Annotated in this window: 21 protein-coding genes and 1 pseudogene; 9 read left to right on the top strand and 13 right to left on the bottom strand. The window is 50.7% G+C overall.

Annotation, left to right across the window (positions count from 1 at the left end; genetic code table 11):
• Positions 1-19 precede the first annotated feature (19 nt).
• The 4 genes from ACK5LI_RS06740 to proC all read left to right on the top strand — a co-directional run bounded on the left by ACK5LI_RS06740 (position 20) and on the right by proC (position 4,177).
• Positions 20-1,309, top strand: coding sequence for a S41 family peptidase (locus tag ACK5LI_RS06740; protein WP_416947492.1), 1,290 nt, complete (start codon positions 20-22; stop codon positions 1,307-1,309).
• 97 nt (positions 1,310-1,406) lie between these two features.
• Entirely contained in the window at positions 1,407-2,867 is a 1,461-nt protein-coding gene (locus ACK5LI_RS06735; protein WP_416947490.1) for a divergent polysaccharide deacetylase family protein, read from the top strand.
• 87 nt (positions 2,868-2,954) lie between these two features.
• Complete coding sequence (ndk, locus tag ACK5LI_RS06730; RefSeq protein ID WP_416947487.1) at positions 2,955-3,374, top strand: nucleoside-diphosphate kinase; 420 nt, start codon at positions 2,955-2,957, stop codon at positions 3,372-3,374.
• A complete protein-coding gene (gene proC / locus ACK5LI_RS06725) occupies positions 3,374-4,177 on the top strand; it encodes a pyrroline-5-carboxylate reductase (protein WP_416947485.1) in 804 nt (267 codons plus the stop codon). Before ndk ends, proC begins: the two co-directional genes overlap by 1 nt.
• A 99-nt stretch (positions 4,178-4,276) precedes the next feature.
• Here proC and ACK5LI_RS06720 read toward each other — a convergent pair whose 3' ends face one another.
• Together ACK5LI_RS06720 and ACK5LI_RS06715 are read right to left on the bottom strand one after the other, a co-directional pair.
• Entirely contained in the window at positions 4,277-5,122 is an 846-nt protein-coding gene (locus ACK5LI_RS06720) for an MBL fold metallo-hydrolase (RefSeq protein ID WP_416947483.1), read from the bottom strand.
• A 298-nt stretch (positions 5,123-5,420) separates the two neighbouring features.
• A complete protein-coding gene (locus ACK5LI_RS06715; RefSeq protein WP_416947481.1) occupies positions 5,421-6,365 on the bottom strand; it encodes a Smr/MutS family protein in 945 nt (314 codons plus the stop codon).
• A 104-nt stretch (positions 6,366-6,469) separates the two neighbouring features.
• Here ACK5LI_RS06715 and sppA point away from each other — a divergent pair, with 104 nt between their 5' ends.
• Entirely contained in the window at positions 6,470-7,438 is a 969-nt protein-coding gene (gene sppA / locus ACK5LI_RS06710; protein WP_416947479.1) for a signal peptide peptidase SppA, read from the top strand.
• A 78-nt stretch (positions 7,439-7,516) separates the two neighbouring features.
• Here sppA and ACK5LI_RS06705 read toward each other — a convergent pair whose 3' ends face one another.
• The 5 genes from ACK5LI_RS06705 to coaE all read right to left on the bottom strand — a co-directional run bounded on the left by ACK5LI_RS06705 (position 7,517) and on the right by coaE (position 13,257).
• Positions 7,517-7,966 carry a metal-dependent hydrolase gene (locus ACK5LI_RS06705; protein ID WP_416947477.1) on the bottom strand — a complete coding sequence of 150 codons (450 nt, stop codon included), beginning with the start codon at positions 7,964-7,966 and terminating at the stop codon, positions 7,517-7,519.
• A 431-nt stretch (positions 7,967-8,397) separates the two neighbouring features.
• The gene (locus ACK5LI_RS06700; RefSeq protein WP_416947475.1) at positions 8,398-9,558 is read right to left on the bottom strand and encodes a SufB/SufD family protein; all 1,161 of its coding nucleotides are present in this window, start codon (positions 9,556-9,558) and stop codon (positions 8,398-8,400) included.
• Positions 9,559-9,560: 2 nt separating this feature from the next.
• Positions 9,561-10,343: an ABC transporter ATP-binding protein gene (locus tag ACK5LI_RS06695; RefSeq protein WP_416947473.1), complete on the bottom strand. Its 783-nt coding sequence runs from the start codon at positions 10,341-10,343 to the stop codon at positions 9,561-9,563.
• Between the two features lie 333 nt (positions 10,344-10,676).
• A complete protein-coding gene (locus ACK5LI_RS06690; protein WP_416947471.1) occupies positions 10,677-11,420 on the bottom strand; it encodes a rhomboid family intramembrane serine protease in 744 nt (247 codons plus the stop codon).
• A 250-nt stretch (positions 11,421-11,670) separates the two neighbouring features.
• On the bottom strand, positions 11,671-13,257 hold the full coding sequence (coaE, locus tag ACK5LI_RS06685) for a dephospho-CoA kinase (RefSeq protein WP_416947469.1): 1,587 nt from the start codon (positions 13,255-13,257) through the stop codon (positions 11,671-11,673).
• 165 nt (positions 13,258-13,422) lie between these two features.
• Here coaE and upp point away from each other — a divergent pair, with 165 nt between their 5' ends.
• On the top strand, positions 13,423-14,049 hold the full coding sequence (gene upp, locus ACK5LI_RS06680) for a uracil phosphoribosyltransferase (protein WP_416947467.1): 627 nt from the start codon (positions 13,423-13,425) through the stop codon (positions 14,047-14,049).
• Positions 14,050-14,215: 166 nt separating this feature from the next.
• The gene (locus ACK5LI_RS06675; protein ID WP_416947466.1) at positions 14,216-15,466 is read left to right on the top strand and encodes a uracil-xanthine permease family protein; all 1,251 of its coding nucleotides are present in this window, start codon (positions 14,216-14,218) and stop codon (positions 15,464-15,466) included.
• Between the two features lie 95 nt (positions 15,467-15,561).
• Here ACK5LI_RS06675 and ACK5LI_RS06670 read toward each other — a convergent pair.
• Positions 15,562-16,272, bottom strand: a pseudogene (locus ACK5LI_RS06670) (THxN family PEP-CTERM protein); the annotation flags it as partial.
• Between the two features lie 935 nt (positions 16,273-17,207).
• Here ACK5LI_RS06670 and ACK5LI_RS06665 point away from each other — a divergent pair.
• Positions 17,208-17,708 (top strand): DUF1269 domain-containing protein, encoded by a 501-nt coding sequence (locus tag ACK5LI_RS06665; RefSeq protein ID WP_416947464.1) that lies wholly within the window; start codon positions 17,208-17,210, stop codon positions 17,706-17,708.
• A 209-nt stretch (positions 17,709-17,917) separates the two neighbouring features.
• Here the strand turns inward: ACK5LI_RS06665 and ACK5LI_RS06660 are convergent, their stop codons facing one another.
• The 4 genes from ACK5LI_RS06660 to ACK5LI_RS06645 all read right to left on the bottom strand — a co-directional run bounded on the left by ACK5LI_RS06660 (position 17,918) and on the right by ACK5LI_RS06645 (position 20,855).
• Positions 17,918-18,334: a hypothetical protein gene (locus tag ACK5LI_RS06660; RefSeq protein ID WP_416947462.1), complete on the bottom strand. Its 417-nt coding sequence runs from the start codon at positions 18,332-18,334 to the stop codon at positions 17,918-17,920.
• A 159-nt stretch (positions 18,335-18,493) separates the two neighbouring features.
• Positions 18,494-19,153, bottom strand: a complete 660-nt coding sequence (gene cmk, locus ACK5LI_RS06655; RefSeq protein ID WP_416947460.1) for a (d)CMP kinase — start codon at positions 19,151-19,153, stop codon at positions 18,494-18,496.
• A complete protein-coding gene (gene hisC / locus ACK5LI_RS06650; protein ID WP_416947458.1) occupies positions 19,146-20,297 on the bottom strand; it encodes a histidinol-phosphate transaminase in 1,152 nt (383 codons plus the stop codon). The genes cmk and hisC overlap by 8 nt, the downstream gene beginning before the upstream one ends.
• Positions 20,298-20,405: 108 nt before the next feature.
• A complete protein-coding gene (locus tag ACK5LI_RS06645) occupies positions 20,406-20,855 on the bottom strand; it encodes a universal stress protein (RefSeq protein WP_416947456.1) in 450 nt (149 codons plus the stop codon).
• A 261-nt stretch (positions 20,856-21,116) separates the two neighbouring features.
• Here ACK5LI_RS06645 and ACK5LI_RS06640 point away from each other — a divergent pair, with 261 nt between their 5' ends.
• Positions 21,117-21,599, top strand: a complete 483-nt coding sequence (locus ACK5LI_RS06640; RefSeq protein WP_416947454.1) for a hypothetical protein — start codon at positions 21,117-21,119, stop codon at positions 21,597-21,599.
• Positions 21,600-21,662: 63 nt separating this feature from the next.
• Here ACK5LI_RS06640 and thpR read toward each other — a convergent pair whose 3' ends face one another.
• Complete coding sequence (gene thpR, locus ACK5LI_RS06635; RefSeq protein ID WP_416947452.1) at positions 21,663-22,403, bottom strand: RNA 2',3'-cyclic phosphodiesterase; 741 nt, start codon at positions 22,401-22,403, stop codon at positions 21,663-21,665.
• Between the last annotated feature and the right edge of the window lie 31 nt (positions 22,404-22,434).

Genomic DNA, 22,434 nt, shown 5'->3' with positions numbered 1-22,434 from the left:
GGTGATCGGAGGATTTATTATGCGTTTGTCCTTGTGGACAGCCACCTTTATTGTTTTTCTGACGCTTACTGTGTCTATCGGACCCGGTAATGCTACGGACGGGTCCGGGCGCTTTGAGTCGCTCAAACGCTTCAGTCAGGTGCTTGATCTGGTTGAGCGTTACTATGTAAGCGATGTTTCGCGTGATGAGCTTATGGAAGGCGCCATCCGCGGAATGCTGCAAAACCTCGATCCCCATTCGGCTTTTCTTGATGCCAGTGAATACCGGGAAATGCAGGAAAGTACTTCCGGTGAGTTTTACGGCATCGGCATTGAAATCACTCAGCAGAATGACCGGCTGATGGTTGTTGCACCCATTGCTGATACTCCGGCTGACCGTGCCGGTCTGCGTGCCGGTGACCTCATTCTTGCCGTGGACGGCAAGCCTACTCAGGATATGAGGTTGGATGAATCTGTCAGCCGCATACGTGGTCCCAAAGGCAGCACTGTGGATTTGACCATTCTGCACGAGGGCGAGAATACGCCTAAAACTGTTACCATAGAGCGTGATGCGATTCCGATCATCAGTGTAAAAGCGCATGAGCTTGAGCCCGGTTACCTTTGGGTTCGCCTGTCCCGCTTTAGCGAGCGGACTACCAGCGAACTTCATGATGCTATCCGTGAAGAGCGCAAGCGCGGACCGATCAAAGGGCTGATTCTTGACCTGCGTAATAACCCCGGTGGCTTGCTTGATCAGGCTGTTCATGTGGCGGATACGTTCCTGTCCAAGGGAACTATCGTGTCCATTAAGGGACGTATAGAGAACAACAACAGAGATTTTAAAGCCACCGCACAGGCTAACGATGTAGAATCTCCGCTGGTCGTTCTGGTGAATGCCGGTTCTGCCTCTGCCTCTGAAATTGTTGCTGGCGCGCTACGGGATCATAAGCGTGGGTTGCTGCTGGGCGAGCGTACCTTCGGTAAGGGCTCGGTTCAGAACGTTATTCCTCTGGCCGACGGTTCCGGTGTTAAGCTGACCATCGCGCTGTATCATACGCCTGACGGTACCTCCATTCAGGCAGAAGGTGTGGAACCTGACATCCAGCTGCCCTTTGTGCAGCCTGCAAAGGACGAAGAAGGCAAGCCTTCCCATCCCTTCGGTGTGATGCGCGAAAAAGATCTGGCAAGACACCTTGAGAATGGCAAGGATAAAACTCCTGATAAGTCGAAGCGTGATCAGGACGCCATTGAGAGCCTTGCCCGTGACAATCAGCTGCGCATGGGCTTGCAACTGGTAAAGCAACTGCCGCGGCTTCAGGCTATTCACTAGAGTGGCAACAGCCGGAAATGGCAATGATTGACAACTGAATATGTAAGGGCGCGGGAAACCGCGCCCTTTGACCGTTGGAGAAAGGGACAAGTACGTTATGACGATGCCGTCAGAACCTTCAGGAAAAGGGACTACTCCCTTTAAGCGGATTCTGCGCAAGATTTCTGCCGTTGCAGGCCGCGCAGAGGCAGGCAAAGAGTCCGACCGGAAAGGCTTTTTTACCAGCCGGCTGTTTTTAGGCCTGGTGGCTTTTGCCTGCGGAGTATTGCTTACCGGCAGTATGATGCTGGTGTACTTCAGCATGACAAGAACAGAGCCTGACTCCCGTATAGCCGAAAAGACTGCAACTGGTGAGGCGCTGCCTTCTGTACGCGATTTGCTTGATCCTTCCAGCCTGCCGTACGAAGAGGCTCTCGGAGGTTCGTTGGAGCAGGCAGTCAAGCAAGTGGACTATGCCTTGCTGCGTACTCTTGAGCGGCTTGAGCTTTCGCGCAGGTCGTTATTGCTGGAGAGTGTGGAAGTCCGCAGCCAGAAGGGCGAAGAATATCATTTTCAGCGGCTTGGCGTGGCTGTAGACGGGCTGCGTGAAAGATTTATTTCAGGGTTGCGGACTGCGCTTGCAACATGGGCTCCCTCTGCAAATTTGCGTAAGGGGCAGGACGATGTTTATCGCGTAATCATTGAAGGTGTGCCCACGCACGAGTTGTCTTTTTTGCCGCTTCGTGATGAGCAGATTGCAGACGGCGAGGACGGCATCCCTGCGCAGGCTGAGAATACTACTAAACCTGCAATGCCTGATTCAGCAGAGCGTCCCATAGCCGGAGAACAAGGAATTCAGCCTCCGCCGGTGGGTGTTGCTCCGCAACCGCTTCCTGCCGGAGCACCCCGTCTTGCCATTGTCATTGATGATATCGGCGAAAGCATGCGCGCTGTGGAACGGCTGACAAAACTCGACTATCTCGTAACTCTTGCTATCTGGCCGCGGTCTTCTCATGCGCGGCGGGCAGCGGAATACGGCTGGAAGCAAGGGCGTGAGATCATGGTGCATCAGCCTATGGAGCCTTTAGGGTATCCTAAAGTGAATCCGGGCCCCGGGGCTTTGTTTGTAACCATGAATGCCGACCAGATTCATACTGTTCTGGCAGAGAATCTGAAGATGGTACCCCATGCTGTCGGCATCAATAACCACATGGGCTCGCGGTTTACTCAGAATAAAGTCGGTGTGAAGGCGGTATTAAGCGAGCTTTACGGTCGTAATATGTTTGTGCTGGACAGCGTCACTCACGGCGGTTCTGTACTGTACAACGAAGCTGTAGCCAGCGGTCTGCCTGCCTATCGCAGGTCGGTATTTCTCGACGTGGTGCGTGACAAAAAAAGTATTGTTCATCAACTGGAAAAAGCTGCGCGTATTGCCCAGCGCGAAGGTTCTGCCATTGCTATCGGACATCCTACAGCCGAAACTCTCGCCGCATTGGAAGAATGGCAGCGCATCCGCAACCGGAATGTTCGGATTGTCAGTGTAATGGGACTTGATAAAGTGGTGCAGGACAGGCAATAAACACTGTCGGCGCGCGGGAAAGTTGCCGCGTGCTGTTTTTGCACACACATATCACACACAACACACTGCATCTGGAGGATCGTAATCATGGCAGAAAGAACTTTCGCCATCATCAAGCCCGACGCAACCAAGCGCAATCTCGAAGGCCCTATCCTGTCAATTATTCAGGATAAAGGCCTGCGTGTTGTTGCCATGAAGAAAATGCAGCTCACCAAAGAGCAGGCAGAGGGCTTTTATTACGTACATAAAGAGCGTCCCTTTTTTGGCAGCCTGACTGATTTCATGACGTCCGGTCCCATCGTTGCCATGGTGCTGGAAGGCGAAAATGCCGTTGCACGCTGGCGCGAACTGATGGGCGCTACCAACCCGGAAAACGCTGCAGAAGGCACCATCCGCAAGCAGTTTGCCGAAGGCCTTGAAGCCAACTCGGTTCATGGTTCTGATGCTGCCGAAACCGCTGCGTTTGAGATGGGTTACTTCTTTAACGCCATGGAGATTACCGGCTAATGAGCAATACGGTTCTGGGCTGCATCGGATGCGGCAATATGGGCGGGGCTATCATGCGCGGACTTGCCGGTGCCGAAGGGGTGACACTGGCAGGATTCAATCGCAGTATGGCCCGGGTGGAAGCACTGCGGGAAGAGATCGACCTTGAGGTGTTTTCTGACGCACTGTCTCTGGCAGAGCGTGCCGACATCATTATTCTGGGTGTTAAACCCGACCAGATTTGTGATGTCATAGAGGCTATTCGTCCGGCATTGAATGCGGACAAAGTGCTGGTTTCCATTGCTGCCGGAGTGACTCTGGGAGCAATGCGCAACGCAGCGGACGGACTTGCTCCTGTGGTGCGCGTTATGCCTAATACTCCCGCAATGGTAGGGCGCGGCATCTACGGCGTATGCCTTGATGACCCTGCATTGCCCGCCAAAGCCGCGCAGACCGTTCAGGACCTGTTCAGTTCAATTGGCAAGGTTGTTGTACTGCCCGAAGAGAAATTCGAGGCATTCACTGCTGTGGCCGGATGCGGCCCCGCGTATGTTTTCCACATGATTGAAGCTGTAATAGAAGCAGCCGTCACTGTGGGATTTACGCGACAGGACGCAACCGACATGGTTAAGGAACTATTCTCCGGCTCGTGCGCTCTGGCAGAGCAGACCAACATGCATCCTTCTTTGCTGCGTGAAATGGTCACTTCGCCTGCAGGAACTACCATTGCCGGAATTAATCACCTCGACCGTACTGCCGTGCGCGGACACATTATTGATGCTGTGCTTGCAGCCTATGAAAAAGGTAAGGCAATGCGCCGCTAGCAGCCGCAACAATCCGGTCATGTAATTCAGACGGGGTGCCTTGGTCAGGGCATCCCGTTTTTTATGGAATGGTTGAAACATTCAATGGGCAAACACAGCTTAAGTGTTGATGCGGCTTCCTGTCGGTATATAGTTAATACGTTCGCCCAAAATAGTTTTCAAAACTCTGTAGGCTCTTACGCCGGTACAGTGTCCGGTATAAAACGTATCTATCGGGCACTGTGCAAGCTGCTTTGCCAATTGAATAATGTCAGACTTGCGGCATTCAAGACCGTTTAGCATCGGGATGCCGACCAGATGGAAGCCGCCCACGACGGCCTTTATTTTCTCGCCTTCAAAAATTGTACGCACTGTTTCGATCATATTTAATACACCAGCATGGGCGCATCCCGTGAAGAGCACTAAGCCATCAGGCTCTCTGATGATTAGAAACAATTCGTGCTCGAAGGTATCCGGCAAGAGACCTTCTTTGTTGCCTGAATATAGGTATTGGTTACCAGCAGGACGGGGGTATCTGTCGCTGGAATTGATAACAGCGAATACGTCGGGAAGTATCTCTGTAGTCTGATTAATAAAAATTAATCTGTTCCGGTAATGCTCCGGCAGAGCAGAGTCGAAACCTATATTGAGCTGAACAGCCAGAAACTTAAACACATAGGATCGGGCTTCACATTCGCGTAAAAACACTTTGGCGTGCTGATTATGATGAAGGAAGTGGGGCAGCCCATTGGCGTGGTCATGGTGTCGATGCGAAATTACTGCGATATCGGCATGTTCAATGTCGATTTCTATCAGTTTTGCATTGTCATAAAATGTGCGACCGCAACCCATGTCGAAGATAATCGAGTTTTTTGCAGTCCGAATATGAAAAGACAATCCTTTTTCGGCGGAGAGAGCGGGGTGGTCGGGTGCCTTTCTATTATCCACCAGTGCATGAACGATCATAATGTTGCCGATAAGGTTTACGCAGCGCAGATGAGAATTGTGTTATAAAATTGGATAAACGGCCGGGGTGTGAGGCATTCGGATTATCCTGAGGGAAAGGCCCCCCCGCTAGCTATCGTTGAAAATTCGTTGAGGGTACTGCCGCCTTCTGGAAAGTTTAATAATGCTTGTAAGAATTGTTTTTACCAAGAAAAATGATAAGTATTTCCTTTGTGTTGGTGTTGTGTCGTGTACCTAATCTGACTGCCTGACTTTGCAGCATGTATCAGCTGACTTGCAGGTCGCAGCGCCTTTTGGGCTACAAAAACAAATCCGCATCGCTTGGGGTGCGGTTCCAGTGGATTTTTCCTGAGCTTTTTTTGAACTTACGCAACAGCACATACAAAGCACCGGCTCCGCCATCTTTCGGTTGAGCGGTGCAGAAGGCTAACACTACTCGTTTGAACGGGTCGCGGGTGAGCCATGTCTGAATTTTTTCGCGCAGAACACCATATCCTTCGGGGCTGTTTTTCCCACGCCCCGGGATAAGCAGAACACAGCGCTTACCCTTGGTGTAGCTGGTTTGAAAAAATTGTATCATGGCGCCGTAGGACTGAATAATATTCTGCCCGTGCAGGTCGAGGTGGCCTTCAGGGCTGTACTGACCAGCACGCATTTTACCCAGCACCACGGGGTCCAGCCCTTCTACATGGGCCTGAATGAACTCGTCAGTATACTCAATCTGAAACTGGACTTTACCTTCAATAAACTCCTGCAGCTGAGCACGCGGATCAAAATCAGCCGTGATTTTTTCGTTCAGCGCCACTTCCGGGTTGATTTCTCGTCCTTTGCTGCTGAGCGGGGCAACTCCGGACATGGCTCTGCTGAACAACATGTCTTCATCAGGTTGCGGCACCGGATTGTTTTTCTGGTGTTTAACCGCAGTCCGTGATTTTTGCTTAGCTTTGGTCTTACGGTCGTCGTTGTTTGCTAAGTGTTTGCTAGCCACGCGCTTGAATGCCTCATGTTCTCCCAGCAGAACTCCGCCGGAATTAGCTTCTTTTTTTATTTTCTTTTTGCCGGATCCTGCAGTCTGTTCCGGCATGCCGGCCTTTGAATGAAAGGACTGCATTGCCAGTGCAAAAAGCTCGGCGTCTTCATCTTCTGGGGATGAGTGTCCGGTAGCAGGGGCATTCTCTTCTTCCGCTTCGGGGAAGTTATCTTGTTCGAGGGCTGCAAAAGGATTGTTAAAAGTGTCAGTCATGCTATTCTCCAACGGAGATTGTTGACACCCTAGGGCTGTGTGTCAAGCAAAGACCGTATTTTGACCCTGATTATCGACTCCGAATGAGTTGAGGGAGAGTGTATATGAAGTTGAGACTGACCACTGTATGTCTGATGATGTTTTGCCTGTTCGCTACGGGCTGTGCATCTGGAGTGAAGTTGTTTGGCGGTCCGGAAGCCTTGCAGGAGTACAAGCTGCAGGGTGAAGGTGATGAGAAGATTCTTGTACTGCCTGTCACCGGAGTGATTGATAACAAGCCTGACCGTGGATTTTTTACCGATAAGCCCGGTCTGGTGCAAAACGTGGTCTCACGTCTGCGTCTTGCAGAGATGGACCCGGACATAAAAGCCGTCATTCTGACCATTGATTCACCCGGCGGCAGCGTTACTGCCAGCGATATGCTGTTTAATGAAATTATGCGGTTCAAGCAGCGGACCGGAGTCCGCGTGGTTGCTTTGCAAATGGATATGGCCACATCCGGCGGGTACTATGTATCCATTGCGGCAGACCGTATTCTGGCGCATCCGTCTACAATTACAGGCAGCATAGGTACAATTTTCCTGCGGCCTAACGTAACAGGCCTGATGGATAAGATCGGTGTGGAAGCTATTGCAACCAAGTCTGGAAAGTTCAAGGACGTCGGTTCGCCTTTCCGTGAAAACTCCAAGGAAGAAGAAGCAATTTTAGAGAATATGGTGATGACGTTGAATAGCCGCTTTGTCGGCCTGGTAAGCCAGCGTCGCGGCCTGCAGGGTAAGGAAGCTTCCTATACCGATGCCCGTGTGATGACAGCCTCCGAAGCTCATAGTCTGGGCTTGGTAGATCGTATCGGGTATTTTGATGAGGCCGTGGAAGAAGCCGCAAAACTTGCGGGCCTGAAGGAAGCCACAGTTGTAGTCTACCGGAGAGAGCCATTCCCCAACGATACTCCTTATAATACCGTAAGCGCCCAGGCTGGTACTGCACCACTGGTACAAGTGCCGCTGTCTCAGTATCTGAACGTACCTGATACAGGATTCTACTATCTGTGGGCACCGGAGTTTGCACAGTAGCCTGCTGTTGTCTTTAATGAACGAAACGGCCCGTGGCGATTGCCATGGGCCGTTTGTATTTGCAGAGACTGTCGGGAATCAGAAAAGCGTATCAAGCACCAGATGTGTGCCGTAACCGACAACAGCAGCAATATAAAATGGCAGGGTCACATCCCAGGGTGTATGGAAGAAAGCCATAGGCAAAAAGATAAGAGGCAAGGGAACAACAAGCATGGCCCACCATGTGTGTGTCCAGCCGCGATGCTTGCCAAGAGAGGGAAGCATCGCAAAAAGTCCCAGCAGTGCAGCCCATTCGTACTCTTTGTTGATGATCAGGATGACATCTACGATTGCCATGATCGCATAAAAGAAGTTCTGCCCTTTGGATTCGGTGTCCGTATCCGGAAACATGGTTGCCATAAGTGCAACCGCAAAAAGTGATGCAATGGTCAGGGGCGGCGCGGAAATAACGTTGAGATAAAGCAGACCGGCAAGCGCGCCGCCTGCTACAACAGTACATCCGGTCAGGTGCCCTTTGTACCCTGGCATGTGAATTCCTGTAGCTTCCGGCATCGCCGGTTAATGGTTGAACTGAACGGTGTCTATCTGTGCAGACTGTGGCGGCAAGATAGAAAAAAGAGCCAGCAAAGGCAAGAATGCGTATGGCAGCGGGGCTCAGAACAGAAATCAGAAGAATACCACTGTCCGTAACAGGTCAGAGTGGATGCCGTGATGATGCTGAGAAAGCGCCTTGTTAGGTGTGTCTTACGCTTAGCAGCGCTGGCTGGCAGCGAGGTAAAAAGAGCACCTGATAAAAGCACATACCTTTTTACTGCGCGAACATAAAGATGCTGTGCCTGTTATTGAGTAGAGGCATTTGGTTTTTTACGGGGGCAGGGTGCTGGTACCAGATAATAAAAACGGCCCGCCGGAACTTCCGGCGGGCCGATGCATTGTCTCAGACAAGGTTATTTGGCCGGTTACATGGCATCGCTGGCATCAAGCTGGTCAATCTGTTCGCGGATGGAGTCTTCCAGTTCTTTCGGAAGCCCCATAATATCCACGTTCAGGAAGCCGCGAACGATGGTCGAGGTTGCTTCGTCCTCGTCCATGCCTCGCGCCATCAGGTATTCGATTTCTTCCTGCGCGATTTTGCCCACAGCGGCTTCGTGCGACAGCTCTACGCCGTCGATGGTGGCATCAAGTTCGGGGATGGCGTGAATGCGTCCACCGCCCAGAATAAGCCCTTTGCACTCCAGATGGCCCTTGGCGGGAACATTGTATCCGCCGATGAAGCCGCGGTTGATCACAGTGCCACCTGTGGTCAGTGTACGTGCGATGATTTCAGCGCGGGTATCGGGAGCGTTCAGGATGATGCGGTTGCCCGCGTCAACATAACTGCCGGGAGGGGTCACCATGACGGAGTTGAAACGCGCTACCGCGCCGGAACCGTTCAGGGTGATGCTGGGGTACATCTGCAGGTCTTTTACGGGCTTCAGCAGCACGTAGTTGGAAAGAAACACAGAGTCTTCTTCCATCACACCGGCAGAGCGGGGGCGTACGGCAGTGTCTTCGCCCCAGTTGTGAATCATCGTAAAGGTCAGCTTGCCGCCTTTTTTTACGTAGAATTCGGAAATACCCATATGGGCAGCTTCTTTGGCTCCATGAGCGGTGGCACAACCGGAAAGGATGTGCAACTCTGCGCCTTCTTCTACAACCACGATGTTGTGCACGTTCTGAGCAAGTCCGCTGTCTTTGATGAAAAGGCAGGACTGGACAGGATCGGTAACCTTTACGCCTTTGCGGGCGCGGATAAAGTAACCGCCGTGCAGGTTGTCGTAGGCAGCTCTGGTGAACTCGTCTTTGTCGGGATCAACCATTTTCCACCAGTATTCAGGCAGGCCGTCAAATTTGTTGTAGGCGTCCTTGATGTCCATGACTTCAAGGCCTTCCTGACGGGTCTGGCAGTGAACGCCGGAGTGGTTCATGTGCATAAAGCTGCCGCCGACCTTGGACTGGTTTACGTCGATACCGGCATAGAGCAGGCGCTGTTTGTCTTCGCTGGAAAGCGAGGTCAGGTCGCTGATCTGGCTGGCCTGTCCGCCGTTAAAGGAATAACGGGAAAGATCAATTTTACCCATGACTACAGGGCCTCCTTGATGGAACCGTTAGTGGGGGTAAGGCAGCGCAGGCACTCTTCGTAGCCGTGCTTGGAGATGTGGTCGAGGATATCACGAGGGCGTGCTTCGCAGCACAGCTGCCCGTTGTACATTACCTGCCCGCGATCTGCGTTGACATACTCAAGAATGTAGCCTGTATGGGTGATGATAAGCCCTGCAGTTTTGCATTGTGCACGGTGCTCTTTCATGCTGCAGCTTGCCGGAGGCACGCCGTCCAGAAGCTGGCGGGCGGTTTTGCCGATGAGTACCATGTTCTCAAGGTCAACGCCGGACTCAGGCTCGTCAAACAGCACCAGATCAGGCTGCTGAGCCATCAGCTGGAGAAGTTCGGAACGCTTGATTTCGCCGCCGGAGAAACCTGCATTGATGTCGCGTTCAAGGAAGTTTTCAAAGTTGACTTTACGGGCCAGTCCGTCCACGTCAACTTTGCGTCCCTGACCGCACATGCTTACCAGATGGCGGGTTTTCAGACCGTGAATGGTAGGCGGGCGCTGGAAAGACATGCCGATACCCAGACGAGCACGCTCGTACATAGGCATATGGGTGATGTCGTGACCTTTGAAGAGAATCTGGCCACCGGTAACGGTATAATTTCCGAAGCCCATCAGCGTCATCAGCAGCGTTGTTTTGCCGGAGCCGTTGGGACCGAACAGAATGAAGGTTTCGCCGTCATTGATGTGCAGGTTGATGCCCTTGAGCACTTCAACATCGCCGATCTTCACACGAAGATTCTTTATCTCGAGCATGAGTGAACCCCACTTGCGAATTTGCCGCGGCGTAGGCGTTTTCCGGAAGGCAACAAGGATATTGTATCCATTGTCTGGCGATGTACGGTGCGTTCAGCACTGTCTCAGGCCCGGGAATCTGCTGGCCCGTAGCGGGCAACTACCGGAGTGCATATGTATTGCTGTGATGGTAGCAGCGCCGTCGGCGGAAGGTTGTTATGCTGCATCCCGCAGGGCAAGTCAACGAAAGCAGTCGCTGACTGCGGGGGATGCAGGCGTACTATTATTGTTATCGGGTGGCAGTGTGCCACGATGTGTTTTGTTTGTCATGCAATTCCGATGTGCTGTGGCAGATTAGTCCTGTCTGGGCAGCTCGATGACACCGCTACGTCTTCGCGGGTCCGGCCTGTAGCAGAAGTAGCATCTGTCGTTGCGGCGGAATGCAGGTAATAGCGCCATACCTGCCAGAAAACCCCCGAGATGTGCCCACCATGCGATGCCGCCGCCTGCCTGTGGCGTGACAATGCTGGTTACGCCGGAGAAAAACTGCGTGATGAACCAGATCCCCATGTAAATGCTGGCGGGAAATTCAAAGAAAAGCGGAAAGATGAGTACCGGAATCAGCGTAAGAACCTTTGAATGCGGGTAAAGCAGCAGATAGGCTCCCATTACGCCTGCAATGGCGCCTGATGCGCCGACTACCGGAATGCTGGAGTCGGCATTGAACAGTATGTGAACGCACGTGGCGGACAGTCCGCACAGAAGATAAAAAAGCGCAAACCCCACAGGCCCCATGACATCTTCGATATTGTCGGCAAAAATCCACAGGGTCCACATGTTCACAATCATATGCAGCCAGCCGCTGTGAATGAACATGTGCGAGAGAAATGGAAAATAACTGTCAGGATAACCACTGAAAAGCGCCCACTCCGGCGATGTGAAGCGCATGGGCACCACGCCGTATAAATGCATGAAGCGGAGCAAGGTGAAGTCCGGCATTCCCTGTTCAAAGACAAATACCGCAATGTTCAATGCCAGAATTGTCCAGACCGCCCAGGGGCGGTGAACTCTGGGAATGGAATCACGAATGGGAAACATTTCTGCTCCGTGTGCAGTTGGTGCCGATAGAGGCTGTGTATCGCATTGTATGTAGCGCTGTAGTTTTATTCCGTAGTTACCGCTTGTTAGCCATGGTGCTTGATGGGATGTTACCGCGTACGTTTTCTTGAAACCGTTTTTTGTTTTTTCCTATTGCACATACATGACATTTTTCTGATTGCGGAGAAAGGAACGGCTTTTGGCTCAATCGTTATGCGTGCGTAAACTCAGCGGGTTGTACAACTGCTTTTTATTTTGTCCACAGTCGGACTGCCGTGCTGACCAGCCTGTCCAGTTTATGTTCGCGCAATGTTTCAAGCGTTCGTAACAATGCCTTTGTTTTGTGTTTTAAATCCTGCTCTGTACCTGTGTTATCGATGATCAGATTGCAGGCCCGCATTTTGTCGGCCTCCGGCCACTGCCATGCATCCATTGAAGCAATGACTTCTTCATTCCAGCCACGGGTTGTACGCAGACGTTCTGCCCGCATTGCAGCAGGTGTGTAGACGCCTACAAGAACATCTGCGTCGCTTTTCCAGCCTGTTTCAAGAAATAACGGGATTTCAGCTGCAGCAAGCGGAGCTGTTTTGTGCATGTTCCAGAATTTTGTCAGATGGTAGCGCACGGCAGGGTGAACAATTTCTTCTATCTCCCTGCGGATGTTACTATCCGATTGCATGGCATGCAGCATTGCTTTTTTATCTACCGGAGCGTTGTCTTCGGGAATGAAACGGTCGCCGAAGCGCCCTCGTAAACCGTGCCACGCGTCCCCACCCGGGGCGTACAACTCGGCTACACATGCGTCGGCACTCCATGTCGGTATGCCTTGTTCTTTAACTAATTGAAGTACGGCCGACTTGCCGCATCCCGGCATTCCGGTAAGCACTACGCGCTGGCTTCGTCTGCCCAGATCGCGAATGATCGCGGTAAAGTCTGCCGGTGGGGGCAAAGTGAATTGTAGCGGTTTGCCGGTAATGGGATGGTCGAAAGCAATTTTCCATGCGTGCAGCATCTGCCGGTTTGCAGTGTGCGCAAGGGAGGGCGTGAGTGACAGTTCGTCTTTATCAGGCATGCCGAAGTATAGGGCATCTCCCCACAGTGAATGACCGATATGGCTCATGTGTACACGAATCTGGTGTGTGCGGCCTGTGTAGATGCGCACTGCGGTAAGCGCCCAACCTGTTCCGCCGCCACCGGCAGGGTCGGCCATAAGAACACGCCATGAAGAGCGGGCTTCGCGCCCGCCACGGATAACCGTCATTCGGGTTTTATGATTCGGGTGTCTGCCTATGGGCTCATCAATTTCGCCTTCTGCCGTAGCCGGAACTCCTTTCACAATGGCAAGGTATTCTTTATTGATTGTTCGGTCAGCAAAAGCTTCACTCAGTCTCAGACGGGCTTCTTCGGTAAGGGCCACCAGCAGAAGGCCGCTGGTGTCTTTATCTATGCGGTGCACAATGCCAGGACGGAAACCTTCCTGCGCCTGCAGTTCAGGAAAATGATGCACCAGACGGTGAACAAGAGTTCCCTCGGGGCAACTGGGAGCAGGGTGAACGGTAAGCCTTGCGGGTTTGTTTACTACGATCATATGTTCGTCGTGGTACAGTACTTCCAGACTGCCTTCTTCAGGTGTTACGCTGGACTCTGCCTGCTCGAAGCTGAAGCTGATGGTCTGGCCGGTTTTAAGCTTGTGTTTCGGGCTGGTGCAGATTGTTCCGTCAATCTGCAGCTGGCCGTCAGTTATTGCCCTCTGAATTTTTGCGCGGGAAATAGCTGAATCTACAAGCATAGCTGCGACAAAACGGTCAACTCGTTCACCGGAAAATGTAGCAGGCACTTCTGTTTCCAGACTAGTCCTGTTTTGTTTAATGTGTGTGTTATCAGTGTGTTGAGTCAATTTTTTATGTTGTCCTTGACGAAAGTGTGTTGCCATACTACACACCTCCGGATAAAGTTTGAACACGAACTAGATGAACTTAAGCAATCTCTAAGGAGACCAAGAGTGGCTGTTTACGTGGTGGACCACCCGCTGGTCAAACATAAACTGGGCCGGTTGCGTCAGAGCGATGTACCTGTAGCCGAGTTTCGCGCACTCTCCAATGAAGTGTGCCGTCTGCTGACATACGAGGCAACCAAAGACCTCGCTACTGAAAAAATTCAGGTCGAAGGCTGGGCCGGTCCTGTCGAAGTAGAGCAGATCAAGGGTAAGAAAACTACCGTTGTTCCGATTCTGCGCGCCGGACTGGGCATGCTTGACGGTCTGCTTGATATGATTCCCGGAGCAAAGGTAAGCGTTGTGGGCATGTTCCGCAACGAAGAAACCCTTGAGCCTGTGACTTATTACAGCAAGCTTGCCAATAACATTGACGAGCGTCTTGCTCTTATCATTGATCCGATGCTGGCAACCGGCGGTACGCTGGTGGCAACCATCGACCTGCTGAAGCAATCCGGCTGTAAGCAGATCAAGGGACTTTTCCTTGTCGCTGCACCTGAGGGTGTGAAGCGTGTTCAGGATGCACACCCCGATGTGGATATTTATATTGCCGCAATGGATGAGCGTTTGAACGAGAATGGTTACATTTTGCCTGGTCTCGGAGATGCCGGTGACAAGATTTTCGGTACCAAATAGGTATCTGCGCGTTTAAACGCACAGAGCATTTTTACAACGGCGGTCTTTTTTCCCCGTTGTGGAAATGCTCTTTTTTTGGGCCAATGGCTGGAATACGGGGTGGCGCCTTCTGCAAAGGGGCCGCCCTTGTTGTGAATAACGGAGCATATGAGATTTTACGGAGGGAGTGGTGAGCGATTCTACGGAATATTCGTTTAGACTGAAAGACAGCCTTATTGGCGCGCAGATGTTGTTTGTGGCTTTTGGTGCGCTGGTGCTGGTGCCGCTGCTGACAGGGCTTGATCCGAACGTTGCCCTGTTTACCGCAGGCGCGGGTACGCTGATTTTCCAGCTGGTTACCAAACGTCAGGTGCCCATTTTTCTGGCATCATCGTTTGCGTTTATTGCACCCATTATTCATGGTGTCGCAACATGGGGGGTCGCAGCAACCATGGGCGGCCTTGTCGCTGCGGGTATGCTGTATGTATTGCTGGGCGGCCTTATCAAAGTGCAGGGTACGCAGATTCTTGATCGTGTTCTGCCTGCCATTGTAACGGGGCCGGTTATCATGGTTATCGGTCTGGGACTGGCTCCTGTTGCGGTATTTATGGCCATCGGTAAATCCGGCGATGGTTCTATCGAGCTGTTTGCCCGTCAGGATGCGCTTGTGGTTTCCATGATTTCTCTGACCGCGACTATTGCGGCATCGCTTTTCGGTCGCGGTGTTATCAGGTTGGTGCCTATCATGTGCGGTATTGTGGCAGGCTACATCGCTGCCCTTGCTTACGGTATGGTAGATTTTACCAAAGTGGCCGAAGCCGCATGGTTCTCTATGCCTAACTTTGTGACCCCCGAGTTTAATATCGAGGCGATCATCTTTATCGTTCCGGTAGCAATTGCTCCTGCAATTGAGCATGTTGGCGACGTACTGGCGATCAGTTCCGTTACAGGTAAAAACTACATCGATAAGCCCGGCGTGCACCGCACAATGATGGGTGATGGTGTGGCAACCATGTTTGCTTCTTTCCTTGGTGGTCCGCCTAACACTACCTATTCGGAAGTAACCGGTGCTGTTGCGCTGACTCGTTCTTTTAACCCCGGCATCATGACGTGGGCTGCTATCACTGCAATTCTGCTCGCTTTTGTGGGCAAGCTGGGCGCCCTGCTGCACACCATTCCTACCCCTGTCATGGGTGGCATTATGATTCTGCTGTTTGGCGCTATTGCTGTTGTGGGTATGAACTCGTTGGTGCGTGCTCAGCTGGACCTTATGGAGCCCCGTAACCTCGCAATCATGGCGATGATTCTTGTGTTTGGTATCGGCGGTATGGCTTTCCATGCCGGTGAGTTCTCCATTAAGGGAATCGGCCTTGCCGGTATCGTAGGCGTAGTTCTGAACTTGATTTTGCCCAGAACCTCTCATAAGAAAGCGCAGTAACAACCGCCTTCATATGCAAGTAAAGCCCGCTCTGTGAGCGGGCTTTTTTGTATGCAGAAAAAGCGGGCTCTGAATCCAGAGCCTGCTAAAGTACGTTATGCTGCGTTACGACGTTTCATATGCGAGACAGTTGCAAGCGTACCTAACCCCAGTAAAAGAAGAACAACAGTCGCTGGTTCTGGCGTCGGTGTGGGTTGCTGAATATGACTGATAGTGAAACTTGTGCCCACAGTCGTCATGGCGTTCTCTTCAGTTACCCAGCCATAATGCTTTTGCGAAGAATCAAGCCCAAGCAGTTCAACATAACTGTCCGGGATCAGATCAAAGCTGCCTGTAAAATCTAAAGTATACCATTCCCCGTCATACTCAAATCCTTCGGTAGTAGCGCCCGGATTGGTCAAGATGAATACATCGGAAACATACCCGGGGGTATTAGGAGTTTCATAAAAATCGAACTCCAATGCAGTGGAAAGAACTTTGGAAGTGCTGTTGTAGGGATCCCGTGCTGAAAGTTCCAAAGCAGCAGTTACTGTTCCGCCAAGAAGCCAATTCCCGAATACGGGTTTGTTCGTATGGCTCATACTCATGGCCGCCGCAGAAGCACCATTTGTATTCACTACACCATGGACAGGTACGCCGAGGGTTATTCCACTGCGGTCCTCTGACTGAGTAGCCCAAGTCGTTGACCCCCACCAAAGCTCAGCGTAAGCGTCCACACCATTAACTGGATTATACCCGCCAGTTGTCAGCCCAGTGTGGGTGACGTTATCTTTCCCTGTTTGCATGGTCCAACTGGAGAAGCCTGCATTATAGGTATAGTTTCAAGAATTAACTACTGCAGCAGAAGCTGGTAACGCCATTGCAATGATCAAAAGAAAACTAAAAACAGTACGATTAACGTATCTCTTCATAATGTGTCCCCCCTACTATCGTTGTTAAGATCGCCCCACCTAATTGGAAGCACACTTTGTGCCAGTTACAAGTATAGTTGTAAAAATGAGCTGCTAACAGTAATGGTAGCTGTTTTATTCTAATAGTTATTAAGTTTACCAACATGTAATACTCATGTACAGGGCGTGCCTGTGTTGTCTTAACAACTTGATAGTAAAAGTAATTTCATCATTGCGCCCTGAAGTAAGATAATTGTACAACGTCGAAAAACTTTACACTCATAATTTGAGATTCTGTTGGGCAAGTTTCATCCGTTGGTTTCCTGCACGATCTTTTTCCACAACCAGTATAGTTCTTTTTGCTTGAAGTTACTCCTACTCCGCTAAACCAATATGACTATCTATCTCAGCAGATTTATACATATCTAGTCTAAATGCGCATTGTGGAAAATTCCCCGGAAGCAAACGTATGCGCAGCTTAGCCGCTTTCCAGTGCTTTGACTTCCCTCGTAAAGAAGGGGCGTATGGACATAGTGCCAATCCTATCTTTTTTATGCTTACACTACACCTGCTAATGCTGATGATTCCGACAACCCTTTGTTGCGACAACATTGTCTCGAAAATGCAATTACGGTCCTCTCTAGCATCATTTAGGTAATCTAGTTTTATAAAAGAGCTTCCTGAACTGTTGAGCTAGTTGAATGATTAATTAATAGAGCATTTTTGTTAGGTGATAGCTATATAGTGCGTATGCATTTGTCAAAACGTATTGTTAAAATTTCTATGTCCTGCTATTAGTAATGTGCGTGAAACTTTTGTTGATGATGAACAAGCATACGGGAGGAGAATATATGAGTGATCTAATTGTTATGCTATTTGATGATGAGTATACTGCGCTCGAAATGCGTGCAAAACTTGTCAAATTGCAACGTGAATATCTGATTGAGATGGAAGATGTGGTTCTTGTCACCAAAGATGAAAAGGGAAAAATTAAATTACACCAAGCAGTAAATCTGACAGCTGCCGGAGCTGTGGGAGGTGGCTTCTGGGGGACTCTTATAGGATTAATGTTCCTTAATCCATTATTGGGATTGGCAGTAGGGGCTGGTGCTGGTGCAATTTCCGGTCTTCTTTCCGATGTCGGCATCAGTGATCAGATGATGAAAGACCTCGCCGAGTCTTTTAAACCGGGCAGTTCGGCACTTTTTATACTGGAACGAAAGGTCACTGGAGACAAGTTCCTAGATGAAATTAAACAGTTTTCAGGGAAAGGCAAAATTTTGAAAACATCATTAACTAAAGACCAAGAAGACGAACTGTGTGCTGCACTGGAAGGGTGTATGTTTACGTAGTTGTGCCCCTGAAATACTTTTTTGATTGCCTGCTAAGCCAGAGGGGTGTTATCCCGCTGGCTTAGTTTTTTCTGTTACGCGGGATAATAAAGTGGGCCGGATCTGCTGCTTCAAATCCGGCCCGATGAGGAGCGTGCCTGCCCTGAAATGAGGGGGGAGGAGGGCAGTATGTCAAACGGCACTGGGGGAATGCCGTGGTGACCAAGTTACTATTTCAACATCGGCTGCACTGATGCAGGGCAAAACTGCGCCTGATGCCTCTGAAAAAGAGACGATAGTGCAACCAACTCAAAAAAAGACCTGCAAAGAAAGTTTAAGGCTCTGACGTTAAGCCCAAATGCCTTTGTGGAAACAGCTTTGCAGGTCAGTCGTTTTCGCTCAGCAAGCAACAGTCCGGCGACAACCGCACCGGAGAATAGTGCCAGCGGTGTAGAAATAAGAACCGCGGCGATAGCTGATGTTACGATAACGGTAGTCAATACAACTGTCTTTACGGGTACAACCGAATTGAGCACGGCCTCGTTATTCTCAAGGTGAGCAGTTGTTTTGTTAATCTGCATGCATGTGTTTTCCAGCAGGAAGGTAAGCTCCTCGGCAGCGAGAAACCTAGGCTGTCGAGTGTTCATGGCTAGTGGCCTCCGTCAGATTTGTTTTTATACATTCTTAAGTGTATGTTTATGGGGGGGGTAACAAGCAACTGTCAATAGAATATTTAATGAGTGTATATAAAAAATAAAAGCACTGGCCGGAACCAGTGCTTTTGTGATGACAGGCTAATGGACTAGCTATTGTATATTGCTGATGATTGCCGCAAAAACGCCTTCAATATCAAGGTCGGTAGTATCAATTATGATTGCATCATCAGCAGGCCGAAGCGGAGCAACAACACGGCTGCGGTCCTGATGGTCCCGTTTACGAATCTGTTCCGTCAACTCTTTCATGTCCGGAGTTTCTCCGGCAGCGATTAATTGATCATAGCGTCGCCGGGCACGCTCTTCGGGGGTGGCATCCAGAAAGAATTTGTAACGTGCTTCGGGAAAAACCACCGTGCCCATGTCGCGACCTTCCGCGATCAGAGATACCTGCGCGGCAAGCTTTTGCTGATTTGCCTTTAAAAAAGTACGGACAACAGGCAGAGTTGCAACTGCAGAGGCCATCAAGGCTACCTCTTCGGTCCTGATTTCGTCACCTACAGGCGTACCGTTCAGGTACAGAATTGTTTTCGCACCGGCACCGCTGAGAGAGAACTCAAAGGCTGTAAGGCGCTGTTCAATTTCCGCAGGTGTAAGCTTTTCAGCTTCTTTGCCCAGTTTCCAACCTATGCTGCGGAACATGGCGCCGGTGTCCATGTAGGCGATGCCCAGCTTTTTTGCAACATTACGTGCCAGAGTGGTCTTCCCTACGCCTGCAGGGCCGTCTAGTGTAACCGTAATACGATCAGCCACGGATTACCTCCTTGAAGGCATCAATGAACAAGGTGTTTTCCTGCGTGCTACCGATGCTTACCCGCAGGCAGTGAGCAAGCTCATAGCTGCGAAGCGGACGGATGATGATGCCTCGTGACAGTAATGCCTCGAAAATTCCCTGTGCATCAAGGGGGCATCTCTCAGGCAGTGCAAACATGATAAAGTTTGCAGCTGAAGGATATACAGTACACCCTGCCTGACGTAATTCAGATGATAGATATTGTCGGCCTTCACGTGTGATCTTGAGCGTTTCTGCGTGGAATACTGTATCTTCCAGTGCCGCGATGCCTGCAAACTCTGCAAGAATATTGATGCTGAAAGGCAGGCGCACCCGTTTGACATAGTCTGCCAGTGCAGGATGCATTACGCCGAAGCCGAGCCGGAGTCCGGCAAGGCCGTAGCTTTTTGAAAAAGTGCGCAGAATTGCAACGTTGGGGAATGCTTCCAGCTTGGGCAGTATAGAGTGCGCGGTTTCATCTTCTGCAAAGTCCATGTATGCTTCATCCACAACAAGCAGACATGAGGAGGGCAGGCTTTTGGCCAGGTCAATTACATCCTGAACGGGGGGGCAATAGCCTGAGGGGTTGTCCGGCGTGGTGATGAAAACAATTGCTGTATTTTCATCCGTTGCTGCAACTAGTGCTTTCCAGTCAAAAGAAAAATCGCTGTTAACCGGCACCTGCCGGAACTCTACACCGCAGAACTTTGTTTGCAGTTCGTACATGCTGAAGCAAGGTTTGAATGCAACAATATTATGTTGCCCGGGTTGAGCTTTTACGCGAATCAGCAGGTCGATTACTTCATCGGAACCGTTGCCGATTACAATAGAATTTTCCGGCACGGAAAACTTGCGCGCAATGGCTTTAACAAGTTTGGGGTTACCGGATTGAACATAGCGAAAAGCCATGTCGGAATGGGAGCGCAGCGTAGCTTGAACCAAAGGAGATGTGCCCAGCGGATTTTCATTGCTTGCCATTTTGATGACCTGCGAAAGGCCATAACGTTCTTTAATTTCATCAATGGAGAGGCCGGGCGTGTATGGCTTGAAAGCCGCTACTTCGGGCCGGATGCTTGTAACGGCTTCCGGAAGCCCGGTATCATCCCGCTTTGCGGGGGTGGTCATGGGGCGCTCCTTTAGTGTGTACTGACTTATCAAATAAAAGGGACGGTTCCGGTGAACCGCCCCAATGAATAATCCAGCTGGCGTTACGGGGCAAGCAGCCCGTAATTGCTACTCTTCATTTTCGGGTCGAATGGTCAACACCGGCATATTGGCACTTTTTACTACTTTTTCTGCTACGGAACCGAAGAGAATGCGGTCAAAACCTTTGCGGCCATGGGTACCCATTATTACCATGTCAACTTTTTCGGTTTCAGCAACGCTGAGAATTTCTTCTGCAGCATAACCGGTGACAACGCGACCGGAAGCCTTAACGTCGGCAAAGTTTTCTGTAACAAAGGCATCCATCGTTTTTTCCGCACCGGTTACAATTTCACCTACAAGGGTTTCGATGGATGCAGTAGGAACATGAAATCCTACATACTGACTAAGCGAGGGGGCCGCGTAAACGACAATGACCTCTGCTCCCAGAGGCTTGGCAAACAGTCGGGCATATTCTGCTACCGCCTTGCTGTGATTGGAAAAGTCAACTGCGCAGAGTATTTTTTTTATGGCGAGCATAGAGCCTCCTTGGCCTTGAATGATGAACGCCTTAAGGCGCGGATATTATTCTTTCTAATAATATAGCGGGTTCAGCTGTCAGGTGCAATAGACATGACGTAAATTCTGCCGTAACAATACAGGCAGGATAGTATGCGAAACGGCATCTTTTGCCGCATTTTTTGGTAGTATTGGCATATATTTTAGATAAATAGCTTTTGGTTGCGGCTTGGCAGGGTTATTGCTTCTAAAAAAACAAAACCCTAACAGCAGGGGCAGGCCATGAAGATTACGAACGAACAACTGCAGGCATTGCAGCAGGAAGAAGCGAAGAAAAAGCAACGGAGTGCTGCTCCGGGCTTTGATTCGTTGCTGGCTGGTAAGCTGCAAGGCACTGAAGGTACCGAAGAAGCGCAGGCCGCGCTGCCGCCTCCCGGAGCGGGAGCGGTTAATCCGCTGTTGATGGTGCAACAGACCACACAGCAGGCGTCTTCGGTTCCGCTTTCCGGCGTGGCAGACTCGCTGGATGGCATGCTGGACAATTGGGAAAATTATTCCCGTATTATTGGTCAGCAAGGGGCTGGCACTGATTTGCGTTCAGCCTACAGCACTTTGGAAAGTATTGGAAATGACCTCGCCCGAATTCGCCAGACGGTGCCTGATTTAGATGCGCGCCACCCCGGTATGGGTCAGATGGTGAATGAACTTGAAGTGATGACCACTACGGAACGCTTCAAAATCAATCGGGGCGACTATTCAGTCTAGGTGTGGTTCAACCTTTAAAAGGCCTCTGTTTGCTGCATAAGCAGGAAGCTGCTTAGCCATGTTTCAAATTGTTGCATGAAATTCTGCAAGCGGAGTGTGACCTGCACCATGCGAGGTGAGCCTGCTTTGCCAAAGGACAAATCTATCCACGCGGTATGGGGGCCAGACGGTCTGGCCCGCCTCCGCGAGGATTGATTTCCAGCAGGTGAGATAAGGCTTCGCTGTATGGGAATTTTTGGTTGCCAGAGCCGTTGCGTCACTTGATGCAACGGCTTTTTTGTCAGGCTTGTTGTTTCGTCGTATACGGGCAACTGTAAGGTGCGGCTGGTAGGAACGCTTTTCGGGCACGATGCCGATAGGCTGTAGCGCCTGATTGACGGATTTTGCCAGAGCTGAAACTTCGTGTTCACCTTGTTTGAGTGCCAGCCACAAGACAGAGGGAGTAGGTGTTTTGGTGTGTAAAGATGGAAAAGTGCCGCCTGCTCCGGGGGTAATTGTGAACGGTTTCCAGCTGATAGTATGGCAGTTGTCGATGATGGACTGAACGTTTTGTGTCGGTATATTGCCGATGAACCGTAATGTCAGATGCCATGTCTCTGCGCAGGCCCAGCTGATCGCGGGCATATTAAGCCCTGTGCATGGTGGCCTGATAATATGATGTTTCATACGCCGTTGCAGGTCTGCCAGTAGCTGCTTGTATTTTTCCGGCATGGCTATTCCTGCGAACAATCTGACGTACTCTTTTGTCTGAACGTTCATGGCTGTTTTCATCGGGTCTGGCTGCGGGGCTGCGAAAGTGTTCATGACTGCCTCTCGGCAACATTTGCGTGTATTT

This window comes from Oleidesulfovibrio sp. (assembly GCF_047973035.1).
Taxonomy (GTDB): Bacteria; Desulfobacterota; Desulfovibrionia; order Desulfovibrionales; family Desulfovibrionaceae; genus Oleidesulfovibrio.
This window is presented reverse-complemented; position numbering and strand designations above follow the sequence as displayed.

Excerpts from the sequence above, each read along its gene's own strand:
- ACK5LI_RS06735 (WP_416947490.1), top strand. The coding sequence starts at position 1,407 with ATGACGATGCCGTCAGAACCTTCAGGAAAAGGGACTACTCCCTTTAAG.
- ACK5LI_RS06715 (WP_416947481.1), bottom strand. The coding sequence starts at position 6,365 with ATGACTGACACTTTTAACAATCCTTTTGCAGCCCTCGAACAAGATAAC.
- ACK5LI_RS06660 (WP_416947462.1), bottom strand. The coding sequence starts at position 18,334 with ATGAACACTCGACAGCCTAGGTTTCTCGCTGCCGAGGAGCTTACCTTC.
- ACK5LI_RS06640 (WP_416947454.1), top strand. The coding sequence starts at position 21,117 with ATGAAGATTACGAACGAACAACTGCAGGCATTGCAGCAGGAAGAAGCG.
- sppA (WP_416947479.1), top strand. The coding sequence starts at position 6,470 with ATGAAGTTGAGACTGACCACTGTATGTCTGATGATGTTTTGCCTGTTC.
- ACK5LI_RS06720 (WP_416947483.1), bottom strand. The coding sequence starts at position 5,122 with ATGATCGTTCATGCACTGGTGGATAATAGAAAGGCACCCGACCACCCC.
- proC (WP_416947485.1), top strand. The coding sequence starts at position 3,374 with ATGAGCAATACGGTTCTGGGCTGCATCGGATGCGGCAATATGGGCGGG.
- ACK5LI_RS06700 (WP_416947475.1), bottom strand. The coding sequence starts at position 9,558 with ATGGGTAAAATTGATCTTTCCCGTTATTCCTTTAACGGCGGACAGGCC.
- thpR (WP_416947452.1), bottom strand. The coding sequence starts at position 22,403 with ATGAACACTTTCGCAGCCCCGCAGCCAGACCCGATGAAAACAGCCATG.
- ACK5LI_RS06705 (WP_416947477.1), bottom strand. The coding sequence starts at position 7,966 with ATGCCAGGGTACAAAGGGCACCTGACCGGATGTACTGTTGTAGCAGGC.
- ACK5LI_RS06695 (WP_416947473.1), bottom strand. The coding sequence starts at position 10,343 with ATGCTCGAGATAAAGAATCTTCGTGTGAAGATCGGCGATGTTGAAGTG.
- hisC (WP_416947458.1), bottom strand. The coding sequence starts at position 20,297 with ATGACCACCCCCGCAAAGCGGGATGATACCGGGCTTCCGGAAGCCGTT.
- ACK5LI_RS06690 (WP_416947471.1), bottom strand. The coding sequence starts at position 11,420 with ATGTTTCCCATTCGTGATTCCATTCCCAGAGTTCACCGCCCCTGGGCG.
- ACK5LI_RS06740 (WP_416947492.1), top strand. The coding sequence starts at position 20 with ATGCGTTTGTCCTTGTGGACAGCCACCTTTATTGTTTTTCTGACGCTT.
- ACK5LI_RS06665 (WP_416947464.1), top strand. The coding sequence starts at position 17,208 with ATGAGTGATCTAATTGTTATGCTATTTGATGATGAGTATACTGCGCTC.
- ACK5LI_RS06645 (WP_416947456.1), bottom strand. The coding sequence starts at position 20,855 with ATGCTCGCCATAAAAAAAATACTCTGCGCAGTTGACTTTTCCAATCAC.
- ndk (WP_416947487.1), top strand. The coding sequence starts at position 2,955 with ATGGCAGAAAGAACTTTCGCCATCATCAAGCCCGACGCAACCAAGCGC.